Origin of the sequence: Marinobacter caseinilyticus (assembly GCF_011074955.1) — a bacterium.
GTDB classification, from domain to species: domain Bacteria; phylum Pseudomonadota; class Gammaproteobacteria; order Pseudomonadales; family Oleiphilaceae; genus Marinobacter; species Marinobacter caseinilyticus.
This window is the reverse complement of record NZ_WUQJ01000022.1, coordinates 26,152-47,185: the sequence shown is the minus strand read 5'-3', so window position 1 is coordinate 47,185 and position 21,034 is coordinate 26,152. Positions and strand designations below refer to the sequence as shown.

At 58.9% G+C, this 21,034-nt stretch carries 19 protein-coding genes; 10 read left to right on the top strand and 9 right to left on the bottom strand.

The genetic code is table 11. The features are described from left to right. The first annotated feature begins 91 nt into the window (after positions 1-91). From GRX64_RS11180 to GRX64_RS11165, 4 genes are all read left to right on the top strand, one after another. Complete coding sequence (locus GRX64_RS11180; protein WP_166267191.1) at positions 92-1,204, top strand: NADH:flavin oxidoreductase; 1,113 nt, start codon at positions 92-94, stop codon at positions 1,202-1,204. A gap of 384 nt (positions 1,205-1,588) precedes the next feature. After that, on the top strand, positions 1,589-2,029 hold the full coding sequence (locus GRX64_RS11175) for a GNAT family N-acetyltransferase (RefSeq protein WP_207308782.1): 441 nt from the start codon (positions 1,589-1,591) through the stop codon (positions 2,027-2,029). 288 nt (positions 2,030-2,317) lie between these two features. Further along, positions 2,318-3,076, top strand: a complete 759-nt coding sequence (locus tag GRX64_RS11170; RefSeq protein ID WP_166267189.1) for an SEL1-like repeat protein — start codon at positions 2,318-2,320, stop codon at positions 3,074-3,076. Between the two features lie 38 nt (positions 3,077-3,114). Beyond that, positions 3,115-5,541, top strand: coding sequence for a bifunctional diguanylate cyclase/phosphodiesterase (locus tag GRX64_RS11165; RefSeq protein ID WP_235937640.1), 2,427 nt, complete (start codon positions 3,115-3,117; stop codon positions 5,539-5,541). Between the two features lie 99 nt (positions 5,542-5,640). Here GRX64_RS11165 and GRX64_RS11160 read toward each other — a convergent pair whose 3' ends face one another. The 3 genes from GRX64_RS11160 to GRX64_RS11150 form a co-directional block, all read right to left on the bottom strand. Further along, on the bottom strand, positions 5,641-6,333 hold the full coding sequence (locus tag GRX64_RS11160) for a pseudouridine synthase (protein ID WP_166267187.1): 693 nt from the start codon (positions 6,331-6,333) through the stop codon (positions 5,641-5,643). Positions 6,334-6,447: 114 nt separating this feature from the next. Then, positions 6,448-8,415 carry a hypothetical protein gene (locus GRX64_RS11155; RefSeq protein ID WP_166267185.1) on the bottom strand — a complete coding sequence of 656 codons (1,968 nt, stop codon included), beginning with the start codon at positions 8,413-8,415 and terminating at the stop codon, positions 6,448-6,450. After that, a complete protein-coding gene (locus GRX64_RS11150) occupies positions 8,412-9,959 on the bottom strand; it encodes a M17 family metallopeptidase (RefSeq protein ID WP_166267183.1) in 1,548 nt (515 codons plus the stop codon). Before GRX64_RS11150 ends, GRX64_RS11155 begins: the two co-directional genes overlap by 4 nt. Positions 9,960-10,463: 504 nt before the next feature. Here GRX64_RS11150 and GRX64_RS11145 point away from each other — a divergent pair. Next, the gene (locus tag GRX64_RS11145; protein ID WP_166267181.1) at positions 10,464-11,846 is read left to right on the top strand and encodes an L-serine ammonia-lyase; all 1,383 of its coding nucleotides are present in this window, start codon (positions 10,464-10,466) and stop codon (positions 11,844-11,846) included. A 9-nt stretch (positions 11,847-11,855) separates the two neighbouring features. Here GRX64_RS11145 and GRX64_RS11140 read toward each other — a convergent pair whose 3' ends face one another. Further along, a complete protein-coding gene (locus tag GRX64_RS11140; RefSeq protein WP_166267179.1) occupies positions 11,856-13,034 on the bottom strand; it encodes a magnesium transporter in 1,179 nt (392 codons plus the stop codon). Between the two features lie 145 nt (positions 13,035-13,179). On the opposite strand from GRX64_RS11140, the gene GRX64_RS11135 reads away from it, so the two are divergent. The 3 genes from GRX64_RS11135 (at position 13,180) to GRX64_RS11125 (ending at position 15,699) form a co-directional block, all read left to right on the top strand. Beyond that, positions 13,180-13,920: a competence/damage-inducible protein A gene (locus GRX64_RS11135; protein ID WP_166267177.1), complete on the top strand. Its 741-nt coding sequence runs from the start codon at positions 13,180-13,182 to the stop codon at positions 13,918-13,920. Positions 13,921-14,130: 210 nt separating this feature from the next. After that, on the top strand, positions 14,131-14,724 hold the full coding sequence (locus GRX64_RS11130) for a LysE family translocator (protein WP_166267397.1): 594 nt from the start codon (positions 14,131-14,133) through the stop codon (positions 14,722-14,724). A 153-nt stretch (positions 14,725-14,877) separates the two neighbouring features. Further along, entirely contained in the window at positions 14,878-15,699 is an 822-nt protein-coding gene (locus GRX64_RS11125) for an SDR family NAD(P)-dependent oxidoreductase (protein ID WP_166267175.1), read from the top strand. Between the two features lie 14 nt (positions 15,700-15,713). Here GRX64_RS11125 and rlmF read toward each other — a convergent pair whose 3' ends face one another. The 3 genes from rlmF to GRX64_RS11110 all read right to left on the bottom strand — a co-directional run bounded on the left by rlmF (position 15,714) and on the right by GRX64_RS11110 (position 17,910). Continuing rightward, positions 15,714-16,712 (bottom strand): 23S rRNA (adenine(1618)-N(6))-methyltransferase RlmF, encoded by a 999-nt coding sequence (gene rlmF / locus GRX64_RS11120; RefSeq protein WP_166267173.1) that lies wholly within the window; start codon positions 16,710-16,712, stop codon positions 15,714-15,716. 184 nt (positions 16,713-16,896) lie between these two features. Further along, positions 16,897-17,682 (bottom strand): sterol desaturase family protein, encoded by a 786-nt coding sequence (locus GRX64_RS11115; RefSeq protein WP_166267171.1) that lies wholly within the window; start codon positions 17,680-17,682, stop codon positions 16,897-16,899. Between the two features lie 66 nt (positions 17,683-17,748). Continuing rightward, a complete protein-coding gene (locus tag GRX64_RS11110) occupies positions 17,749-17,910 on the bottom strand; it encodes a PEP-CTERM sorting domain-containing protein (protein ID WP_166267169.1) in 162 nt (53 codons plus the stop codon). Between the two features lie 289 nt (positions 17,911-18,199). On the opposite strand from GRX64_RS11110, the gene bamE reads away from it, so the two are divergent. Together bamE and GRX64_RS11100 are read left to right on the top strand one after the other, a co-directional pair. Continuing rightward, positions 18,200-18,514, top strand: coding sequence for an outer membrane protein assembly factor BamE domain-containing protein (gene bamE, locus GRX64_RS11105; protein WP_166267167.1), 315 nt, complete (start codon positions 18,200-18,202; stop codon positions 18,512-18,514). 138 nt (positions 18,515-18,652) lie between these two features. Next, positions 18,653-19,150, top strand: a complete 498-nt coding sequence (locus GRX64_RS11100) for a hypothetical protein (protein ID WP_166267165.1) — start codon at positions 18,653-18,655, stop codon at positions 19,148-19,150. 194 nt (positions 19,151-19,344) lie between these two features. Here GRX64_RS11100 and GRX64_RS11095 read toward each other — a convergent pair whose 3' ends face one another. Further along, the gene (locus GRX64_RS11095; protein ID WP_166267163.1) at positions 19,345-19,974 is read right to left on the bottom strand and encodes a YccT family protein; all 630 of its coding nucleotides are present in this window, start codon (positions 19,972-19,974) and stop codon (positions 19,345-19,347) included. Between the two features lie 113 nt (positions 19,975-20,087). Then, positions 20,088-21,017, bottom strand: coding sequence for a porin (locus GRX64_RS11090; RefSeq protein ID WP_166267161.1), 930 nt, complete (start codon positions 21,015-21,017; stop codon positions 20,088-20,090). Between the last annotated feature and the right edge of the window lie 17 nt (positions 21,018-21,034).

The following is a 21,034-nucleotide window of genomic DNA, read 5'->3' as shown; positions in this document are numbered from 1 at the left end:
AACTAGCAAGGTTGCTACTTAATTGATCGACCCTTTCGTTAGTCGTGTTATTGAGCGGCAGTCTGCGGCCCATCAGGAGGCATAGCGCACCATGACCATGAATCTCGGCCCTTTATTCCAGCCCTTTGAAGACAAGTCTCTGAAGCTCCGTAACCGGGTGGCGATGGCCCCCATGACACGAAACTTCTCGCCGGGCAACGTGCCGGGCGAGAACGTGGTCGACTACTACCGTCGTCGTGCCGAAGGCGGTGTCGGTCTGTTGATCACCGAGGGCACGACGGTGAATCACAAGGCCGCCAACGGCTACCCTGATGTGCCCGCGTTCCATGGTGATAAGGCCCTGGCGGGTTGGAAAAATGTGGTGGACGCCGTGCACGAAGCAGGTGGGGCAATCTTCCCGCAGCTCTGGCACGTGGGTGCGATTCGTAAAGAAGGCATGGAACCTGACGGAAGCGTGCCGGGCTACAGCCCGTCCGGCCTGTATGCTCCGGGCAAGGCCAATGGTAAAGCCATGACCAAAGACGACATTGCCGAGGTGGTTCTGGCCTTTGCCGATGCCGCCCAGGATGCCAAGGCACTGGGCTTTGACGGAGTGGAAATCCACGGCGCTCACGGTTACATCATTGATCAGTTCTTCTGGGAAGGCACCAACCAGCGTGACGACGAGTACGGCGGCTCGATGGCTAACCGCCAGCGCTTCGCCATCGAAATCATCGAAGCCATTCGCCAGCGCGTCGGCCCCGAGTACCCCATCATGCTGCGATTCTCCCAGTGGAAAATGCAGGCCTTCGACGCCAAACTGGCCAACACCCCGGCCGAGCTGGAAGCGTTTTTGATGCCGTTGGTTGAGGCTGGCGTAGATATCTTCCACGCCTCTACCCGCCGGTTCTGGGAGCCCGAGTTTGAGGGCTCTAACCTGAACCTGGCTGGCTGGACCCAGAAAATTACCGGCAAGCCGACCATGTCCGTGGGCAGTGTGGGGCTGACCGAAGACTTCATCAGCGGCACCTTCGCCAGCAAAAAAGAGGCCGTGGAGCAGTCCGGCATTGATGAGCTGGTTGAGCGCATGAACAACCAGGAGTTTGATCTGGTGGCGGTAGGACGCGCGTTGCTGCAGGATCCCGAGTGGCTGGTGAAACTGAAAGATGGCCGTGGGGATAGCATCGAGCCATTTGCCAAGAAGTCTCTGGCCAAGCTTTATTGATCGACGGGCACGAGCTTTGATTGAAGCCGCAGCGCGCTCGCACTGCGGCTTTTTTGGTTCAGCGATCCGGACCGGGGGATACGTTCATCTCTGTGTGCGCCACGGTCGGCCGCCAAACGTTGTTTCGTGGCCGACGCCTCCGCTTCGGGGGCCCCTCACGGCTTCAAGACCGAATCCGGCAGCCCCGGGCCTGCTGCGAAGCTGAGGTGTCGGATACAGTTGCCAGTAGCGGGGTTCAGTAACCGGCTGGGACGTCAGTGGGTTCACGCCGTTCCGTAGGGGATATTTTTGCCAACGCTTAAGCTCGGTGAGCCGTTTGCTATACTGCCAGCGTAAAGATGTCGAAGGCGTCACCGTTTACTGGGAGATTACCGGGAGAGTAACGTGCCCCACATCCGGGTTGCCCGACAAACCGACACGAAGGCGCTGGCGCGCCTGACCAGCCAGCTCGGATACCCCGCCGACGCGCAGGCGATGGGAGACCGTCTGGCGATATTGTTGGGTTCTGACCAATACCAGGTGCTGGTGGCGGAATCCGATGCCTCGGATCTGCTAGGCTGGGGTGTTATCGAGCGCAGGCTAGGCCTGGAATCTGGCCCCTTCGCGGAGTTGACCGGCCTGGTGGTTAGCGACGCCCGCCGGCGCACCGGTGTGGGTCGGGCACTGGTGACGGCGGCCGAACAGTGGGCTGAAAGCCAGGCATTGGCGGTGGTGTGCGTCCGCTCGAATGCTTTGCGGCATGCCTCGCATCCGTTTTATGAAAGTCTTGGCTATCAGCGCATCAAGACGCAGCATGTATACAACAAGACCTTGAAGCAACAGTAGGTGATCGTAACGAAGCCTTTTTTGCCGGGTTTCATGGTGCCTGGCCGGCTGAGGTTGTGAAGAGTCGTACTGCCAACAGGTTCTGATCTCTAGCGTATTGAGGAGGGCGCGGCGGCCGATCGGGCGGATCGATGTCCCGGTGCTATACTAGTGCGTTGTATCGACCGGTGGTTGCTCAATAACATTAACAACCAGCAATGTTTTTGATACTAAAAGATAACGGTTTTTCTGCGACCACTGTGGAAAACTAATAACGTGGGTAACTTGTCGCTATTTAGGTGGGTTTTGATGTACCAACTTTTCGTTACGCTGGCAGGCATCGTTTTGCTGGCGGGCTGCGCAATTGTCCGGACCCCGGTAATGCCAGAGGGAGAGTTGGCACCAGACATAGACAACAGCGCGGGCAGTAAAGCCTTGGAGAATGCGGATTCGGATACTGCGGCCGGCGAACGCCTGTTGGCAGAATTGTTCGCCCAGCCCTACATTGATCCTCTGACCGTTTACCTTGCGCGCCAGGAGGGTGATGCTAACTTGCGCCAGCGGGTGGCGGAGGAGCGCGCGCGGCGTTGTGAGGAAGTCGCTCGCCGCTTCAGTGCCGAGCCGGCGACCGAAGAGGCTTTGAGCAGCTACCGCACCGGGTATCTCTATTCCTGTCCTGACGATGTTGAAGCCTACGCCCGACGTTTAACGGCGCATAATAAACAGCCGGTGGCAGGAATCTCCAAGCAGTTGAACGACTGCTACCTGTTGACGGCCATACGGAATTACAGCGAGGGCCTCAAGGCCTGCCGTGAACCTGCCCTCCAGGGGGATACGCAAGCCCAGACCAATATGGCGTTGATGACTTTTGCACTGAAAGATTATGCCAACGCGTTCCGCTGGGCCAGTGAGGCCGCACCGCACTCGGGTGCCGCTTCTCATTTATTGGGGGAAATGTATGCATCGGGACGAGGGGTTAAGCGGGATTCTAAAGCTGCCGAGAAATGGAGTTCACTGGCCGCGGAACGCGGCTATGAGACGGCCAGCACCTTACCTGACCAGAACTGACAGGATGCCGTCTGGCCAGGTCAGGAAGCCATAGCGTTTTGGCACCTGTCTGGTGGACATCGCCACTGAACCTCTGGCGAGGCAAGCGCACCATACACCCTATCATGGGGTTGTTTGTGTTGCTGATTGGGTTGTTTTTTACCGGCATGCTGTTGCTCTCCCACCTTAACCTCAACTACTCCCAGCAAGCGCTCTCTGACCTCCGGCGAGATCAGATTCGCGATGTCTTTTTTGCCAGCCTTACCCGCATTGAAGCACGGCAGCTTGCCCTTGCGCGGCAGACCTCGGCCTTCTCCTTGATCGGCGAAACCTTTTATCGACTGTCCCGTGACCGTTCAACCGGTGGCACGGATCAAACCCGACTGCAGGCGCCATTGGAGCGGGCTCTGCGTCAACACCTGCAAAATTCCGACGGGGCGTCGGGTGCGGGCATCTGGTTTGAGCCGGGCATTCTGGCCGCTCCCGGAGATACTTACTCGTCCTATTTTGTGCAGAGCGAATCCGGGTCCGGCGCGAACACCATTTCACGGGTGGTAGCGGCTACCCAATATCGTAACGCTCCCTGGTTCGACCTGACGTTTGGCCCGAAGTGGCAGGCGGACCAGCCGCCCGTTGAGCGGGTCTACTGGTCACCCGTGTACTTTGATTTTGCCAATAACAGAGCGGTGCTGACCCTGGCCGTCCCCATGTTCAGTGCGGATCGTCAACTGATCGGTGTGGTGACGACAGATTGGGCGGCCACCGAAATTATCGATCTGGTCAGCCGCGTAGCCGTCACTGACAACAGTTTCGCCTTTCTCAACGATCGTAATAACCGAAACCTGTCCAGTCTGGCCCAGGGCCAGGACACGGTACTGGAACAACAACTGATTGATGCCATTCTCGCGCAGAATCTGGCCGCCGCGTCAAAGCAGGGCGACCCCGGGATCTCGTTGACATCGGAGGCGATGGATGACCGTCTGCGTACTCGGGTCGTCACCGTTGACGAACGAATTTATGAGCTTTACTACGCCACCACTCCCGCTGGCATGATCTATGGAGCGGGTGTCCCCCGGGATGAGATTGACAGTGTGCTGGTGCCGATGGAGGAGACCAACACCCATATTCTGCTGATCACCGGGTCCGTGTTATTGCTGTTGAGTTTGCTCCTGCTCTATCGAATTCTGCAGCTGATGCGAGACTTGCAGGCGTCCTATACCGATGCACTGACAGGCCTTCCCAACCGGGCAAAGTTGCTGAAAGATCTTGAAACCCAAAGTGGGGCCTGCCTCATGCTGATCAATCTCGATCGCTTCAAGGAGCTGAACAGCCTGTTTGGTGAAGCTTGTGGCGATGGGGTGTTGGTGGTGCTTGCCAGCCGGATTCCTGAGTTTTGCCGTGCCCACGCCGCCGTTTTCAAAGCCAGGCTCTACAAGCTGCCCGGGGCCGAATTTGCGCTGCTGGGCCCGACCATCAAGGAGTCCGAGATTCACGAATTTGCGGGCCAGCTCAGTGGGTTTCTTCGCCACCAAAGTATCGACTGGCAACAGCAGTCACTCAGCGTGGATGCCAGCGCCGGCATTGCCTGTCGTGTCAGAAACCGGGGTAAGGCCGCGGCGGGCCAGCTACTGAGTCAGGCCACCATCGCCCTGTTGCGGGCTCGCGACCATCTGCGCAACTACATGATTTATGACTCTCAGGAGCAGGTGGAGAAAGGCTACCAGCAAAATCTTTACTGGGCGCGACGGCTCAAGGATGCGCTGATCAACAATCAGATTGTGCCGCATGTTCAGCCCATTTTTGACAACCGTAGAGAATGCATCAGCAAATACGAATGCCTGGTGCGGATGGAGGATGAACGGGGTGAGGTTGCCACCGCTGGGCATTTTTTGGGGATCGCTCACAAACTGAGGCTCGGCCGGCAGTTAACCTGCGTAATGATCGACAAATCGTTTGAGTTGTTCCGTCAGCAACCCTACGAGTTTTCCATCAACTTGTCTTACGCGGATCTGGTTGAACCCGAGGTGCTGGATCTGATTCTCCAACACTTGCGTGACGGCGATATCGGTAAGCGGGTGATCTTCGAGATTCTTGAGTCAGATGGCATCGAGAACTACAGTCAGGTGCTCCACTTTATCGAACAGGTCAAACGCTTTGGCTGTCAGATCGCCATTGACGATTTTGGTACCGGCTACGCCAACTTCGAGCATCTGATGCGCCTGAATGTCGATATCATCAAGATCGACGGTAGCCTGATCCAGAATCTGGATCAGGACCGCACCGCGTTTGCTATCGCCAAGGGCATTGTGCAGTTCGCCCGCAGCCTGGACATCAAAACCGTGGCAGAATTTGTGCACAGTGAAGACGTCCAGGCCAAGGTGGTGGCACTGGGTATCGATTTCTCCCAGGGTGAATATTTCCGGATGCCGGGTGCGACTCTGGTAGCGCCGACCCCGGCCTCGCGCCAGGAACGCGAATCGAACTGACAGTGTCTGTCGTCGGCCAGTTTTTCATGTCTTGGCGACGATTGGACTGAGCGTTGAGCGCAGTCAGGTGGCCAGCCGTTACCGACTGGCGTGTCCGTATTATCGAAAGCTCCCAATCTCAGCTTCGGTCAGCGCCCGGAATTCTCCCGGTGCCAGCGCCGGATCAAGGCTAACCTCACCAATTTGTTCACGATGCAGCGCCACCACGTGGTTGCCAACGGCGGCGAGCATGCGCTTGACCTGATGGTAGCGTCCCTCAGTGATGGTCAATCGGACCTCTTTGGCGCTGAGACGTTCAAGGTGCGCCGCTGCCGTGGGCTTGCTCTCCCGCTTCAGCGTCACACCTTCGCTCAGCGCCTGGACCATGGCGTCGGTTATTGGATCGGCGACCGTCACCCGATAGGTTTTGGTGCACAGCGCGTTGGGCGAGGTTACCCGGTGGGACCATTGGCCGTCGGTGGTCAGCAGCAGCAGCCCGGTGGTGTCGCGATCCAGGCGACCCGCGATACGGAGATTGCGGCGCAACTCCGGTGGCAGCAACTCCATCACCGTAGCGTTGTCGTCATCGGTGGTGGCACTGACCAGATCTGCGGGTTTGTTGAGCATTAAATAGCGCTCTCCGGGCAGGATCATGTCGCGGGCATCGAACTGAATCGTTTCGTGCCCCGACACCGGGGTTGCGGCTTTTTTGCAGACGGTGCCGTCGATGGTGACACGCCCCGCCATGATGGTGCGGCGGGCTTCTTTACGGGACTGGTTGGCGCTATTGGCAATAAAGTAATCGAGTCGCATTGAGCTCGGGTTTCCTGTTGAGTGGTGTACTACAGTGGTGACGTTGCGCCTACTGAGCGCTCGGCGGTGCCTTGACCAAATAATGGATCGCGCAACCAACAGCGTAATGGGTCGTCATAGATCCTTTGCCCAGCTCGTGCGTCCAAGCTCCATCACGCGGGCCACTTCCTCGTCCGGTACCGCTTCGGTATCTCCCCGTTCCAGCGGATCGTAGTGGAACACGTACATCCGCGAGGCAAACTCGGCAATGGGCAGGGAGGCTTCACCGTTCAGTTCATCATTGCCCTGAATGGTGCAGACAATACCCTGGCCCCAGTCCTGACCGCTGTCGTTGTTGGGATTAAAGAAATAAACCCGCATCTGGTCATGGGCGTCCAGGGCCACACGTAGAATGGTAATGGCGTGCCGGCCCACATAGCGACCGCCGCTGTCGGTCGAGGCGATACCCGCCGGTTGCGGGTGAATCACCGGCATGTGGCCGTTGTAATAGGGATGATAACTGGCGTAGAACTGTCGGATGAAGCCTTCATAGTCATCAAGTTTACCGGTATGGATATCGGTCACCACCCGGAAACCGTGGCCTACCCACCAGCCGTAGAATTCGGGGTTGATCCAGCGGTGCAAATCATCTTCGCGGTCGCCGCACAGGCGGCCCATTTCCATGTAAATACGGTCAAGGTGCGGCACCAGCATGAGCGACACTACATCCACATCCATCGGCAGTTCCTTGGCAAGGCCGGGCTCAAGGCCCTTCGACGTGATCGGCTCGCCCTCAAAGCGGGTCAGAATTTCATTATCGCGAGCCGCCCAGGCCAGCAGCTGCAGCAGATAGTCAGCGTCGTTGTCAGCCCACATTGAGAGCCCGATGACGGACTGACAGGTGGGATTGTTGCCTTGGCCGACCCCCAGTGGCAGGCCCAGTATGCTCAGTACGCCCGCCAACAGAAACACTCGGGGTGGGTGTGCATCACCATAGGCCGAGGCCAGTAATTCTGTGGTGTCGGCGGACAGTTTCAGTTCGATCTGTCGCCAGAGCCCGGCCGCCACCGGTGAATGAAACAGAGTGCCCCGCTCCAGCAGCATGGCGAGACCGTAGGCCGCCTGACTGGTTTCGGGAAAAATAGCGTCGTCAATCAGGCGGTAGACCAGTTGGCTGTAACATTGCAGGGCATCGATGCCGGTGCTGCTCAGGCCCAGCGCGATCGGAATCAGATCGTCCCGGCGTTTGCGGATAAAACGCAACAAGGCAGGTTGGTAAGCCGACACCAACCCGGTGTCATCCATCGCCTTGGCAAAGTCGGTCGCCTCGTCCTCGAGGGCGGCCCCGTCCATGGTGGCGAGCCGCTGGTTGTAGACCTCCAGTCCGGGGTCTTCGCGACAGCCTTTGGTGGGACCAAACAAGGCCTTGACCAGCCCTGCGGCGTCCTCACTGCCGGCGGTATCAAGCTCGGGATCAAACAGGCACTTGGCGATCTGACTGATCATTTTCTTGATGCTGTTGGTCTGGATTGGCCGCTGGGCCAGCAGGCGTTTGACCTCACCCACCAAGCTGGCAAGAATGCTCTCGTACCCCAGGCGTGCGAGCAGGTATTGGTACAGCGACTGCACAATCTCGCCCAACGCCTGCGGGCGTTCGCGGTCGGCTTCGTTCATTTGGCCGGACAGCAAGTCAAGATTCAGCGCCATCACCTGGGTCAGGAAATTCCTGGCTTGCTGAATGGCGATTCCCGGGTGAAAGTAGTCACCCGAGGCAATCGCCAGCATGCGGATTTCACTGAGTGCTTCAATCACCGTGATTTCTGCTTTGCTCTGGCGCAATGAGCGCACTGCAAGGCCCGGTTGCAGGATGGCCGGTTGTGCCCAATCGCGGCCAGCGAAGACGCCGGCGGCTTCTACTGCTGCGACCCGTTTATACAGCGCATCCAGACCATCGGGCGTAGTCATCACCACTCTGGCCGACTCCAATACGTCGGCGCTGGAGGCTTTCGGATCCGTCTTGCGGGCCTCGGCAAATCGCGCCAGCGTGGCATCGAATGCATCAACGGCCGGATGGGGGGTGTCGGTCGGGTTCTCGATCTTCATGACGTCGCAGCTCCTTTTGCTTTGACCCGGTTGCTAAACCACTCGACGCCGAAACGCACACCGAAGCCCTGCACGTCGGTGGGTATCTGCGCCAGGCCGCCTTTATGGGTGCCGGATGAAGCCATGTCGACGTGAACCCAGCCAATGCCTTGGTCGACAAAACGGCCGAGGAAACGGGCTGCGTAAAGATGATCGCCGGCGCCCTGGGTCCGGCATTGCAGGGTATCAGCCACCTGGGATTCCAGGTCCTCGTCGTAGTCGTCCTCATAGGGCATGGGCCAGACCCGTTCACCGCAGTGCTCGCCAGCCTGGATGATGGGCTCAACCCAGTCGCGTCGGTTGGTCATGGCGCCCGCCATGCGCTGGCCCAGGGCGGCGACCACGGCACCGGTCAGGGTGGCATAATCCAGAATGGCGGCCGGCTTCTCGCGGCTGGCGAGGGCCAGGGTGTCGGCCAGCACCATGCGGCCTTCGGCATCGGTATTGATCAGCTCAATGGTGGTGCCGTTCAGCGCGGTAATGACATCGTTGCACTTTACCGCGTCCGGGCCAATGTGGTTTTCCGCCAGTGCCAGCCAGCAGTCCAGCGGCTGTTTGAAGCCCAGGCGAGTGAGCGCCAGGAAGGTGCCGAGGGCGACCGCACTGCCTTGCATGTCACCGTGCATGCCCAGCATGCCGCCACCGACCTTGAGGTTGGTGCCGCCGGTATCGAAACAGATGCCTTTGCCCACCAGGGCCAGCGCCGGTCCGCTGGAACCCTTGGGCCGGTGGGTCAGGTGCAGTATGCCGGCATCGCGGTTGGGGCTGGCCTCGGTGACTGATAAAAACGCCCCGGCGCCCAGTTTTTCCAGCCGTTTCAAATCAATAAAGTCGGCACCCCAGCCTTCCTGCTTCGCCAGGGTCTCGGCGTAATGGCGATACAGGGCGGGCGTCAGGTAGTTACCCGGTAATTGCGTCAGCCAACGGGCCAGATTGTTGCCCTCGGCGGTGGCCAGGGCATGGCTGAAATCTACCTCCCCATAGGCACCCACAAAGGTGACCGTTGCCAGAGCCGAAACGGGCTCCGGTTTGCCGGTGATTTTGGGCAACCGGAACACGGCGGCATGCACCGCCGCTACCAGGGCGTTGGCCATGGCCTGGGCGGCGCCGTCATCATCAAGCAGGGACACCACTCTAATCTGGCGTGGTCGCTCATTCAGCAATGGACCGACCAGCTTGCGGGCCAGGGTCAGCAATTTAAAGCTGGAGACGTTCTCGTCGATAAATCCGATGGCGGTGCGCAGGCCATTGGGCGTGGTGGTGACCACCGGGTTGGTCTTCTCCGGGAAGGCCGCCAGGCGCAGACTCAGGGCGTCGGCCCAGGGGGTTTGCTCGAGCGCCGCCCATTGACCTGCCTGTCCATTCGGTCCTTTCGACGCTTTCGAGTCATTCGGCAATAACAGTACCAGCCCACAGGCGTTGTCGGACTCCCAGGCGGCGGACGTCAGTGACGTTGTCTCAAGCGCGATGGTCGGGAAGACAGGGAGTGGCAGCGTTGGCTTCATGGTGTTGACCTCAAGAAAAACAGGGTGGCGAATTGTCGGCCCGGACGTCGCAGCATAACGTATGGGGACGCCGTCATAAGGTGTTTTTCGTACCGCAATGCACCTAACGGCATCGGATATCCCGTCGTTCGGTGGCGACGGACAACTGTCCGGAGAGCCTGTTTGCTCAGGTTGGCAGATTGCGACCCTGAGTGCCACGGCGTGGATGCATAGGGTACGTCGGCCCCGGGTCAGTTGGATGATCCCGGCTCGAACACGGTGCGGCAGGGCTACCTGAAAGGTGGGCGGCGATTGTTGGGCGACGTTAGCATCGTGCTGTTGTGAGATGGGGCTACAATACAAGTGCGACATGACATAGAACGACTCTATACAGAACGACTTTACACCGTACTATTCTGAATTTAAGTGTGGATAACCGGTCAGACTCCACAGTCTCCCGTTTTCTGGGGCCGGTCTGTGGCGGATCGTTCTCAGTGAATCCCCAGCGTCAAGGAGCTACGCAGAATGGCCACCAGCCTGTTCGACATGTTCACCATCGGCATTGGCCCGTCCAGCTCTCACACGGTTGGTCCGATGAAAGCGGCCTGTCGGTTTGTCGACCAGTTGGCAGCGGAGGGTCATAAGCACAAGGTGGCTCGAGTTCGGGTAGACCTGTACGGCTCTCTGGGCGCCACCGGCGAGGGCCACGGGACCGGCCCTGCCGTGGTCCTCGGTCTGGAAGGCCACAAGCCCGACGAAATCGACCCCGAGGCCATAGCGCCCCGGATGGCGGCGATCAATGCCTCCAACACCCTGAATCTGGGCGGCGACCATGCCATTGGCTTCGTGACGAGTACCGATGTGGTGTATCACCCCGACCAGGTGCTGCCCTTTCATCCCAATGGTATGACCTACACGGCGTTTGATGAGGCCGGACAGACGCTGCATGAAAAAACCTGCTATTCGGTCGGGGGCGGCTTTGTGGTGGATGACCAGGCCAAAGAAGCCGACCCGGTGGTGGCGGATAACACCGCCCTGACGTATCCGTTTAACAGTGGCCGGGCACTGCTGCAGCAGTGCGCCGATCATGGTCTGTCCATTGCTGACATCATGTGGGCGAATGAGCAGGCCTGGCGGACGGAAGCGGACATTCGAACAGGGCTGCTCAGGTTGTGGCAGGCCATGCGCGAGTGCGTGCAGGCGGGTATTCACCACGAGGGCATCCTGCCCGGTGGACTTAACGTCAAGCGTCGGGCGGCGTTGCTGTACCGGTCACTGAACGACAAGACCCGGGTTGATCTGATCTCGCCCAGTCTGGGCGCTCTTGATTGGGTGAATCTGTACGCCCTGGCAGTGAATGAGGAGAACGCCGCCGGTGGCCGGGTGGTGACGGCGCCGACCAACGGGGCGGCCGGTATTATTCCGGCGGTTATGCATTATTACCGGGAGTTCTGCCCTGGCGCCGATGAGGCAGGCATCATTCGTTTCATGCTGACCGCCGGCGCCATCGGGATTCTGTTCAAGGAAAACGCGTCCATTTCCGGTGCCGAAGTCGGCTGCCAGGGTGAGGTGGGCTCCGCGTGCGCCATGGCCGCCGCAGGTCTGGCGGCCGCCACCGGCGGCAGCCCGGGCCAGATCGAGAACGCCGCGGAAATTGGCCTGGAGCACCACCTTGGCATGACCTGCGACCCGATCGCCGGGCTGGTTCAGGTGCCCTGTATCGAGCGCAATGCCATCGCCTCTGCGAAAGCCATCAACGCCGCGATTATGGCCATGCGCGGCAACGGCGAGCACTTTGTGTCGTTGGACAAAGCGCTGCACACCATGCGGGAAACCGGCAAGGACATGCTGGATAAATACAAGGAAACCTCCCGCGGCGGGCTCGCAGTCAACTTCATCGAGTGCTAGCCCCCATGATTACAGAATCACGGCGGTGGCCAGGAACAGCATCAGTCCCATACCGATAATGTCGGTAAACGTGGTCAGGAAAATGCTGCTGGCGGTGGCGGGGTCGGCGCCGAAGCGTTTCAGGGTCAGGGGCACCATCACCCCGAAGATGCCACTGCCGATGCAGGCACCGGTCATGGCGATGAGGATGACCAAGCCCAGCAATAAAGGCTCGGAGGAGTCCGTCGCCAGGGCATAGGCAAACATGGCCAAGCCGGCGACCAGGCCGACGATGGCACCATTGAGTGCGCCTAACAGAATTTCCTTGCGCACCAGTTTGCGGACCGGGTAATCCTGCATCTGGCCCAGGGTGATGCCGCGCAGCGTAATCGCCAACGCCTGGCAGCCGGTATTACCGCTCTGGCCAGCCAATACCGGCAGAAAGACCGCCAGTGCCACCACCTGGGTGATGGTGTCTTCGAAGATACTCACCACAAAGGCGGCTGCGAACGCGGTAAACAGGTTAACCAGCAACCAGGGGTGCCGCATCCGGAACGAGGCCAGCACCGAGGTAGTAAGCTGTTCCTCCCTGGCCACCCCGTACTGGGCGCCGGCCTGGCTGCTGAGCTCGGTGGCAATGCGCTCGTACAGCTTCCAGCTGCGTACCACGCCGACGACGCGCTGATTGTCGTCCACCACCGGATACATCGGGTAGTGTCGGTAAAGCACCTCGGAGACCGCGTCCGAAATGGGGGTGTCGACGGTAAAGGAAAATGGCTCGGTCACCATGATGTCGGCGAGAACTTCCGACGGTTTGGCCAGCAGCAGGTCCCGCATCCCGACAACGCCCACCAGACGGTCGGCGTCGGTGGCGAAGATGTAACTGATCTCGGACATCTCGGCACTTTTCACCAAAAAGGCCAGCGTTTCGGCCACCGTGGAAGCGGCGTCCAGAATGGCCGGTGCGGGCGTCATCAATTCACCGATGGTTTCCTCCAGGCCCGAGATCACGGCCTTGGTGGCAATGTCTTCCGAACTGGCGCTTTCGGCCAGGTGGGAGGCAACGGACATCGCGTGTTCAATGGGCAGGCGCGAGAGGATGAACTGAATATCGTCCGGAGGCAGCCTGGCCAGTGTTTCAGCGGCCTCGGTGGGTGAAAGGTCTTTGATCTGTTGAGCCAACACCGTTATTTCCGGGCTCTGTCGCATACACTGTTCCTTATTGATCCGCAGGCAACGCTGCACCAGCATCAGTTTATGTCAGATTTGATGGCAGGGTGTTTTAATTATGCCAATACTTGAACCTCGTGCCAGCGTCGCGCAGCACTGATGCAGGACTCATTCAGGAGTGATAATGACCACCACACCCATACCCCGTTTCGGTCTCATTCTCATCGGTGACGAACTGTTGAACGGCCGTAAGCAGGATGCCCACCTGGCGGCGATGATTCCGCGATTTGAAGAGCGCGGCCTGGCATTGTCCTGGGTGCGCACGATTGCCGATGAGGGCGACCTGATCACCCACACGCTCACGCAAACCTTTGCCTGCCCGGATGTGGTGTTCAGCTTTGGCGGTATCGGCGCAACCCCGGACGACCTGACACGCCAGTGCGCGGCTGCAGCCCTGGGGGTGGACTTGGCCCTGCACCCCGAAGCCGAGGCCGAAATCCGCTCCCGACTCGGGTCACGGTTGAACCCCTTGCACCTGCGCATGGGGGAGTTCCCCGTTGGTAGCCGCATCATCCCCAATCCGAGCAATGGCATTCCCGGTTTCGCCATCCATCGCCATCATTTTGTGCCGGGCTTTCCCCGAATGGCCTGGCCGATGGTGGAGTGGGTGCTGGACCATGATTACGCCGATTTACAGGCACCTAACCGCACTGTGAGTCAGACCCTGGTGTTAACCAATACGTCCGAGGGGCCGTTGATTCCGCTGATGGAATTGCTGCTGTCGGAATATCCGGATTTGCGTCTGGCCTGCCTGCCCAATGCCGACGGCCGGCGCGAGGTGGAGCTGAGCCTGAAGGGCGATCCTGCGCAAGTGGTGGCCGGCATGAGCCGTCTGCGAGGGCTGTTGAGCGAGCTGACGGGCTGATACCATATCGGAAGGCTTTTGGGCATCTGTACCGGTGGTGTGGGTGACCAACTGTGTCTGTGCGGCTGCCCCCAACTCTGTAAAGCTGGGGTCTCGAGCCTTCACGTCCGGGAGTTGTGCCAGTGCCAATCGATCAGTCCAGTCTCGCCAACCCGCACTTGCCAACCCAGAGCCTCCCGGGAGTGACCTGCAGTGACGCTTGATCTGTTGATGGCGCTCATGGCGTTTGCTTTCGTCACCTCAATCACACCGGGGCCGAACAATCTGATGTTGATGGCATCCGGTGCCAATTTCGGATTCCGGCGCACGCTCCCCCATATGCTGGGCATCGGTGTTGGGTTTGTCGTTATGGTGGTGCTGGTCGGGTTGGGCCTGGTGCAGGTGTTTCAGGCTTACCCGGTCAGCTATACCGTGCTGATGGTGCTCAGTGTGGTGTACCTGCTGTTTCTGGCGTGGAAGATTGCAACCTCTGCGCCGCCGGACCAGGTTGAACAGGTTGGCACGCCATTCACCTTCCTGCAGGCCGCGCTGTTTCAGTGGGTAAACCCCAAGGCCTGGGCCATGGCACTGACCGCCGTGAGCGTCTATTCACCGTCACGGGAATTTGGCGCCATTGTGTTGGTGGCCGTCATTTTCGGGCTGATCAACATGCCGTCGGTAAGCACCTGGACGCTGTTGGGACAACAGATGCAGCGGGTGCTGACCAACCCACAACGACTGCGACGGTTCAATGTGGCGATGGCGCTGTTATTGCTGGCCTCCCTGTATCCCGTGGTGTTTGCCAATGGTGTGACGGCCGCCTGATCCCGGGAGTTGCGCCACTTCACTGCAGTGCGCGGTCAAACATGCCAGGGTGTACCCGGTGCCATCCGCTCGAAGTGGGCATGATGGCGGTCGTGACGGAGCAGGGACCGTTGTCAGCCCGTACCATCGCCAGGCCATTGAGGGGAGTGACGAATGAAGCCATTGAACCACGTAATGATTACGGGTGCGGGCAGCGGGCTGGGTCTCGGGTTGGCATTGCGCTATCTGAAGCGCGGTGCCGCGGTCAGTGTGCTGGACCTGATGCTCAGTGATGACCGGCGGACAACGTTGGAGGCGGCCGCCCGAACCGGTGGCGCAGCCTGGCAATTCTTACCGGCGGACGTCTCGGACGAGTTGGCGCTGGGGCATGCGGTGACAGCCGCGGTGGCGGCCTTCGGTGCGCCCGACCTGGCGATCAACTCCGCCGGCGTTGCACTCAATAAGGCGTTCAGCGATACCACGGCGGCCGAGTTCCGGCGCGTCGTCGGCATCAACCTCAACGGCAGTTTCCAGTTTGCCGCCGCGGTGTTGCCCACGCTGCAGCCGGGCGGTCGGTTGGCCCTGGTCGCGTCCCTGGCCGGCCTGATCAGCAATTACGGATACTCTGCCTATGGTGCTTCCAAATTTGGGGTGGTGGGTCTGGCGACCACCTTGCGTTACGAATACGAACCCCTGGGCATCCATCTCAGCTGCATCTGTCCGCCTGAAGTGGACACACCGATGGTGGCCGATGAACGCCTGCACGGTAACCCGGTCTCGCTGGAATTAAAGCAATTCGCCGGCTCGCTGGACACTGATGTCGCTTGCGATCAAATGGTTGCGGGCCTGGACGCGGGCCGATGGATGATCATCCCTGGCCACAGCGCCAAACTCACCGCCGGTGTCGCCCGCTATTTGCCCGGCCCTTTTTTCGCGGTGATGAATCGGCTGGTGAAGCGTATTTTGGCGCGCCAACCACCCATCGCGCCGGATTAAACCTATGGCGCGCCTTATTCTGACCAGCGGTCGCGACACCACGCAATCTGGGCCTGGCGGGACAAAAACGTCCACGCAACGATGCGCGTGATTTTCTGGCCCTGCGCCATGGTGATGGTTTTCACGTCACTGGCTGAAGCGGCTTCCAACGCCTTGTAAAGCGTGGGCAAGTTGTCTTTTTTCGACACCAGTGTGCTGAACCAGAGGCACTGGCGGGCATACCCGATGCTTTCCCTGACCATGCGGTTGATAAAGCCGGCTTCGCCACCCGGGCACCACAATTCCGCACTCTGCCCCCCAAAATTCAGCGGCGTCTTGCCGGGTGCCTTGCGGCGGTTGCCTTTCCGGGACGCGCTGGCGGCGAGGTTCTTCACCTTGCGCTCGGAACCCGCCGCCGCCTCTGCCAGCGAGCCATGGAAGGGGGGATTGCACAGGGTCACATCAAACTGTTCGTCGTCACCAATGATGCGATTGAACAGGCACGATGGAGCGGTTTGCAGTCGGCCGTGAAGGTGACCGTCCAGCGCCGGGTTGTGGCCCACGAGGGTATTGGCCGCCGCGATTGCCACCGGGTCTATATCCGAGCCGACAAAGCGCCAGCCGTACACCTGCGACCCGATGATCGGATAGACGCAATTGGCCCCCATGCCAACATCCAGAGCAGCAATCTGCTTGCCGGTGGGCACCTGGCCACGCCGGGGGTTGCCGGGCGTACTGGCGAGTAAGTCGGCAAGGTAGTGCAGATAGTCGGCGCGCCCGGGTATGGGCGGACACAGGTAGTGGTCGGGGATATCCCAGTATCGGATGCGGTAAAAGTGTTTCAATAACGCCTGATTGAGCAACTTCACCGAGGTGGGGTCGGCAAAATTGATTGACAGATCGTCAAAGCGGTTGCGATGCACGGCGGGCGCGAGCTCGGGACTGGTATTGATCAGCGCGGTGAAATCGTAGCGTTCACGATGGGCGTTGCGTGGGTGCAGGCCTTTGGCTTTGGGTTTGTGGGCAGGTGTCATCAATGGCCGGTATTCGCTTTGAGTGTCCGCCAGTATAGCAGGGGCATCCGTCGTGATGCTGCCTTGCGAAACGGGAGCGTTACAGAATGACGGCCGCGCTTGATCGGAACGGCCCCGGGGCACCGGTGGTGATAAGGCATTGTGGACTGCGTTCCCTTGGCAAAGGACGCATAGCCGCACACTCTCATTCGTCGGCCACCGTGCGGCTGATGGACGCGCGCTGAAACGGCTGGACCAGCAAGGACAGCCAGCGCTGGTCGTCGGCAGAACGACAATCCGCGAGACCAAAGCGACGGGGTTGCGGCTGAATGTGGGGGGAAGTGAACGTGCCAAACCACCGGTCCCACCAGGTCAGCGCCTGACCATAATTGCTGTCCGTTTCAGGCTGAAAGTCGGAATGATGAATCTGGTGAACGCGGGGAGTCACAATGACCGTGGCCAGCCAGGCATCAAGTTGTGGGTTGATTCGCAGATTGCTGTGGGCGAACAGTTCGACAAAGCGCATGACCACAAGCGTCGGGAGGATTTGCGCGACCGTCAGGCCGAGTCCGGCCGTCGCCAGAGCCACGATCGCGAGATTGAGCACGAACTCGCCGGGATGATGGCGAAAGGTGGTGGAGGCGTCCAGGTTCAGGTCCGAGTGATGGGTGCGGTGAAATTGCCACAGCAACCGCACCCGGTGGTTGATCCGATGCAACCAATAAAAGCCAAAATCCATCAGCAGGAATGCCGCCACAGCGCCGATAATGGGTGGCCACCGGTCAGAAACGGTTTCAGCGTGGGCGCTTGTCAGCAACGCTGACAAGAGCACCGGCACGGTGAACCGGATCAATTCATTGAGACAGCCAAATCCGACATTGTTCAGCCAGCGGTCATACCGGTCCTCGGACAGATCGATTCGGGCGAACCGATTCTCGGCGAGAACAACCAGCGGGATCACACTGAGATAAACAACCTCATACCACTGCATGCGCAACCTAGCCGTGTCTGATCTGAGTCAGCGGGCGTCCCTGCCGACCGATGTTTCCGCAATGGGTTATTTTTTGAATTTTTTCAGCAAAAATAAAGCAACACCCGCCGTCGCGAACAAGCCAATCATGCCCGGCTCGGGAATTGGTATGGGTTCGGGTACCACCACGCCTGCCATGGCGCCGGCGGAAGCCAGTGTGGTGAAGAAAAACAGCGCTAGTCTGTTCATGGTTATCATCCTTGGGGGTGGGTCTACTCAATGATCTGCAAAATTCGCGCCTTAAAATTTTCGACCGATAAACAGTTGGTTATAAAGTGACCACTTGCCGGCTGTAAAGTAATCTGACGGCGCCAGCGGTGCGAGGCCGCGGGGAAGCGTTAAAAAGCTATACACCGGTAAGCGTTTTTTTACACCGGTGGACTGACTGGCGTCTGAGTAACCGGTGTCCAGACTGTAATTTATTTGCGAGTCATAACCCGTATGATAATGACGGTCACACCAACGAAAGAGGGACATCATGGGATCTGTTAAGTCAGTAATTGCCGCGGTATTGCTTGCCACCACTGTCTTGGTGACAGGTTGTGCGACGGTGGGTAAGGATTTTGCGACCCACAATGTGGATCAGATTCGCATTGGCGAAACCACCCGCGCCGAGATTCAGTCAATGTTTGGCGAGCCCTGGCGCACGGGCATTGAGGATGGCATGCGGACCTGGACCTATGGCAAATACCGTTGGTCTGCGTTTGGTGACGACGAAACAACCGACTTGGTGGTGCGTTTCGATGCCAACGGCAAAGTTGCCTCCTACGTTTACAACACCACCAACGAGTAAGCCTCGGCCCACTCCGTCCGCGCGGGTCAGTGCCTACCGGCCAATGGCGGGATTCCCGGGTCTGAAGTGTGTCACATTCGCTCAGCGGGCCGGACAGCGGCAGGGGTCAAGGGATCCGAACGGATGGGAGGAAGAGGCATGCTGCCCAGTACCCTGAGTCGCCGGCTGGTGATGCTGGCCCTGCTGTTGGTCACCCAGATTGCGGGTGCGGAGGTGATCAGTGCCCGTGCCGTCAGTACCACCATGACCTTTGCCCATGACGGCCAGGCGGTGGTGGTCAGCACGGACGTGCCCGCGGCATTGTTGGGCACCTATTGGCTGAAGCCGGCGGAGTTTTTCAAGGAGTTTGAGCGCCGGCTGACCCTGCGGGCGGACGGCACCGTCACCACCGAGGCGATCGGCGCAGGCGGTGGCCCGCGACGGTTGACCTGGGGACTGCTGGTAAAAGACGGCCAGTTGCGCGTGACGCGCTACCCCGGCCCGGTCTGGATGGGCAGTCACGAAGGGGAGAACCTGCCAGCCTACACCCTGGTACTGCGTTACGAGAACGGCGCGTTCACCCGGAAAGCCCTGTTCGAGAGTCGGGACCGGCTGGGCATCGAGGGCCCCGGCGGCATGGCACTGATCAAGCAATAGCCTGTCGCCCTGCGACAAGCGCTCTTCCAGGACCACCCTTTAACTGCCACTCTTCAACGCCCCACTTTCCACACCCCTTTTCGCAACGGCTCGGCCGCGGCTTGAGAAAAATTTGGCATGATATTGCCCTGGGCGCCGAGCAGAACGGGGACAATTTTTTATTGGGGAGGAGGGGGAAGCCGTCAGTCTGGACCTCACAGGGAGGCTTTGAACGTTTCCTGCGTTGCCGGCGATGCCAGTTTGTACCAGTGTTGCAACATTTTCAGAATAACAGTCTGCTCTGTGTCGTGGGCATTGATCGTTTCGGTGGGCAGTGCCGTAGTTTCTGTTGGCGGGATTGCCGCAGCAGCCGGGGTCTGATTAAACTCGCTGAGTTCTTTTTCATAGTCTACGCCGAGGCGAAACCCCTGCAGCGGAAGCAGGTTTGCAGTGTAGCGGATGGGAGCATTATCGGGGGTCGTCAGGCTCCAGTTCCGTTGATTGTTGAACGCTTCTATCTGTCTTGAGCTGGAGATTCCGGGGGCACTGATTGTTATCGGTTGATCGGATGCCGTAAATGTGATGACTGAGAGCTCACTTTCTTCCAATTCATCGCTGTTGCCATTCTTAATTTCAGCTGTATAGGAGACCAGAATCTGGTTGGTTCCCTCTGAAAGGGAGAATTCGCCCTTGGTGGAAAAAAAGCCACTGCCTTTGGGTAGTTCTCTACCATTGATAGCAAATAGATTGACCCCCTCGTCCAATTTCAAAATATTCTCAGCAAAACCCAGTGAAGGGAGCAGGGCGATGGACAGAAAGACCGCAAGCGTGTGTGTGCTTTTCATCACATGACCTATTAATAGGTGAGCATTCATTGGTTGAATTGCCAGGCTGGCAACAGCCTTTAGAACGGCCTGTGGATCTTCAGGAAGCGTCCACAGGACCTAACTGGGGATGATTAGAATTTGATCTGCATGCCCGCGAGGATGTCCGATTCGTCACCCGCGTCGGAGTCACTGATCTCCGCAAACAGCGTGACATTTTTCTGGGAGGGGAACCGGTAGCTGACGTTGGCGTACCAGGCATCCACTTTCTCAATCTCATCGTCAACGTTCACGTAACCCAGGGCGAAGTCGGTGGTTTGAGATGCCTCGAATCGGATCACCAGGTTGTAGGTGGTTTCGTCAAGGTCACTGCCGTCAATGTCTGAAACACTGTAGTCGGCGCCCAGATTGACAAAACCAGCATCGTACTGCGCGCTTACACCCCAGGAGTCAGAATTGTTGTCGTAGATCTGATAGGCCGCGGCTAAAGCCAGGGCATCAAAGTTGGTGCTGACATACAGGTCGGTTGAGGCGTCGCCCTGGCTGGTATTGCCTGTCGATTCCAGCTCATGTGAGACCGAGAGGTAAACAATGTCAAAGTCCGCATCGACGCGGAGAACGTCGTCGCCGGCATCAACCATGGCTTCAAACTGATCCTCATTTGTCCCTGCGGGCTTTTCGTATGCGGCTTCCACACCGAACTCGTCACCGGATGTGTTCATCTTGCCGACTCTGAAGGCAACGCCGTCGTATTTCAGGCCCATGTAAGCTTCTTCCAGCTTATCGCCACTCTGTTGGTTTTCAGCCGCTTTGTCGAAACTGAAGTCCAACTGACCGAACGCCTGCAGGTTGTTGCCCAGGTCGTAGGTTACGGTATTTTTAAGTTCCAGGTCATCAAACTCGACATCCGGATCTTTGGATTCGGAGGCGCTGTCACGCAGCTGAATCTGCCAATCACCTTTCAACTTGTACGTCAGACCATCGCCATCATAGAGGGTGGCTGCGGTGGAGGTTTGGGCGAATACGGCAGTCGATAGGGCCAAAGTTAATGCTATTTTTTTCATGTGAGGCTCTTGTTTTT

Coding starts and splice junctions, on each gene's coding strand:
- GRX64_RS11180 (WP_166267191.1), top strand. CDS start 92: ATGACCATGAATCTCGGCCCTTTATTCCAGCCCTTTGAAGACAAGTCT.
- GRX64_RS11170 (WP_166267189.1), top strand. CDS start 2,318: ATGTACCAACTTTTCGTTACGCTGGCAGGCATCGTTTTGCTGGCGGGC.
- GRX64_RS11160 (WP_166267187.1), bottom strand. CDS start 6,333: ATGCGACTCGATTACTTTATTGCCAATAGCGCCAACCAGTCCCGTAAA.
- GRX64_RS11155 (WP_166267185.1), bottom strand. CDS start 8,415: ATGAAGATCGAGAACCCGACCGACACCCCCCATCCGGCCGTTGATGCA.
- GRX64_RS11150 (WP_166267183.1), bottom strand. CDS start 9,959: ATGAAGCCAACGCTGCCACTCCCTGTCTTCCCGACCATCGCGCTTGAG.
- GRX64_RS11145 (WP_166267181.1), top strand. CDS start 10,464: ATGGCCACCAGCCTGTTCGACATGTTCACCATCGGCATTGGCCCGTCC.
- GRX64_RS11140 (WP_166267179.1), bottom strand. CDS start 13,034: ATGCGACAGAGCCCGGAAATAACGGTGTTGGCTCAACAGATCAAAGAC.
- GRX64_RS11135 (WP_166267177.1), top strand. CDS start 13,180: ATGACCACCACACCCATACCCCGTTTCGGTCTCATTCTCATCGGTGAC.
- GRX64_RS11130 (WP_166267397.1), top strand. CDS start 14,131: ATGGCGCTCATGGCGTTTGCTTTCGTCACCTCAATCACACCGGGGCCG.
- GRX64_RS11125 (WP_166267175.1), top strand. CDS start 14,878: ATGAAGCCATTGAACCACGTAATGATTACGGGTGCGGGCAGCGGGCTG.
- rlmF (WP_166267173.1), bottom strand. CDS start 16,712: ATGACACCTGCCCACAAACCCAAAGCCAAAGGCCTGCACCCACGCAAC.
- GRX64_RS11115 (WP_166267171.1), bottom strand. CDS start 17,682: ATGCAGTGGTATGAGGTTGTTTATCTCAGTGTGATCCCGCTGGTTGTT.
- GRX64_RS11110 (WP_166267169.1), bottom strand. CDS start 17,910: ATGAACAGACTAGCGCTGTTTTTCTTCACCACACTGGCTTCCGCCGGC.
- bamE (WP_166267167.1), top strand. CDS start 18,200: ATGGGATCTGTTAAGTCAGTAATTGCCGCGGTATTGCTTGCCACCACT.
- GRX64_RS11100 (WP_166267165.1), top strand. CDS start 18,653: ATGCTGCCCAGTACCCTGAGTCGCCGGCTGGTGATGCTGGCCCTGCTG.
- GRX64_RS11095 (WP_166267163.1), bottom strand. CDS start 19,974: ATGAAAAGCACACACACGCTTGCGGTCTTTCTGTCCATCGCCCTGCTC.
- GRX64_RS11090 (WP_166267161.1), bottom strand. CDS start 21,017: ATGAAAAAAATAGCATTAACTTTGGCCCTATCGACTGCCGTATTCGCC.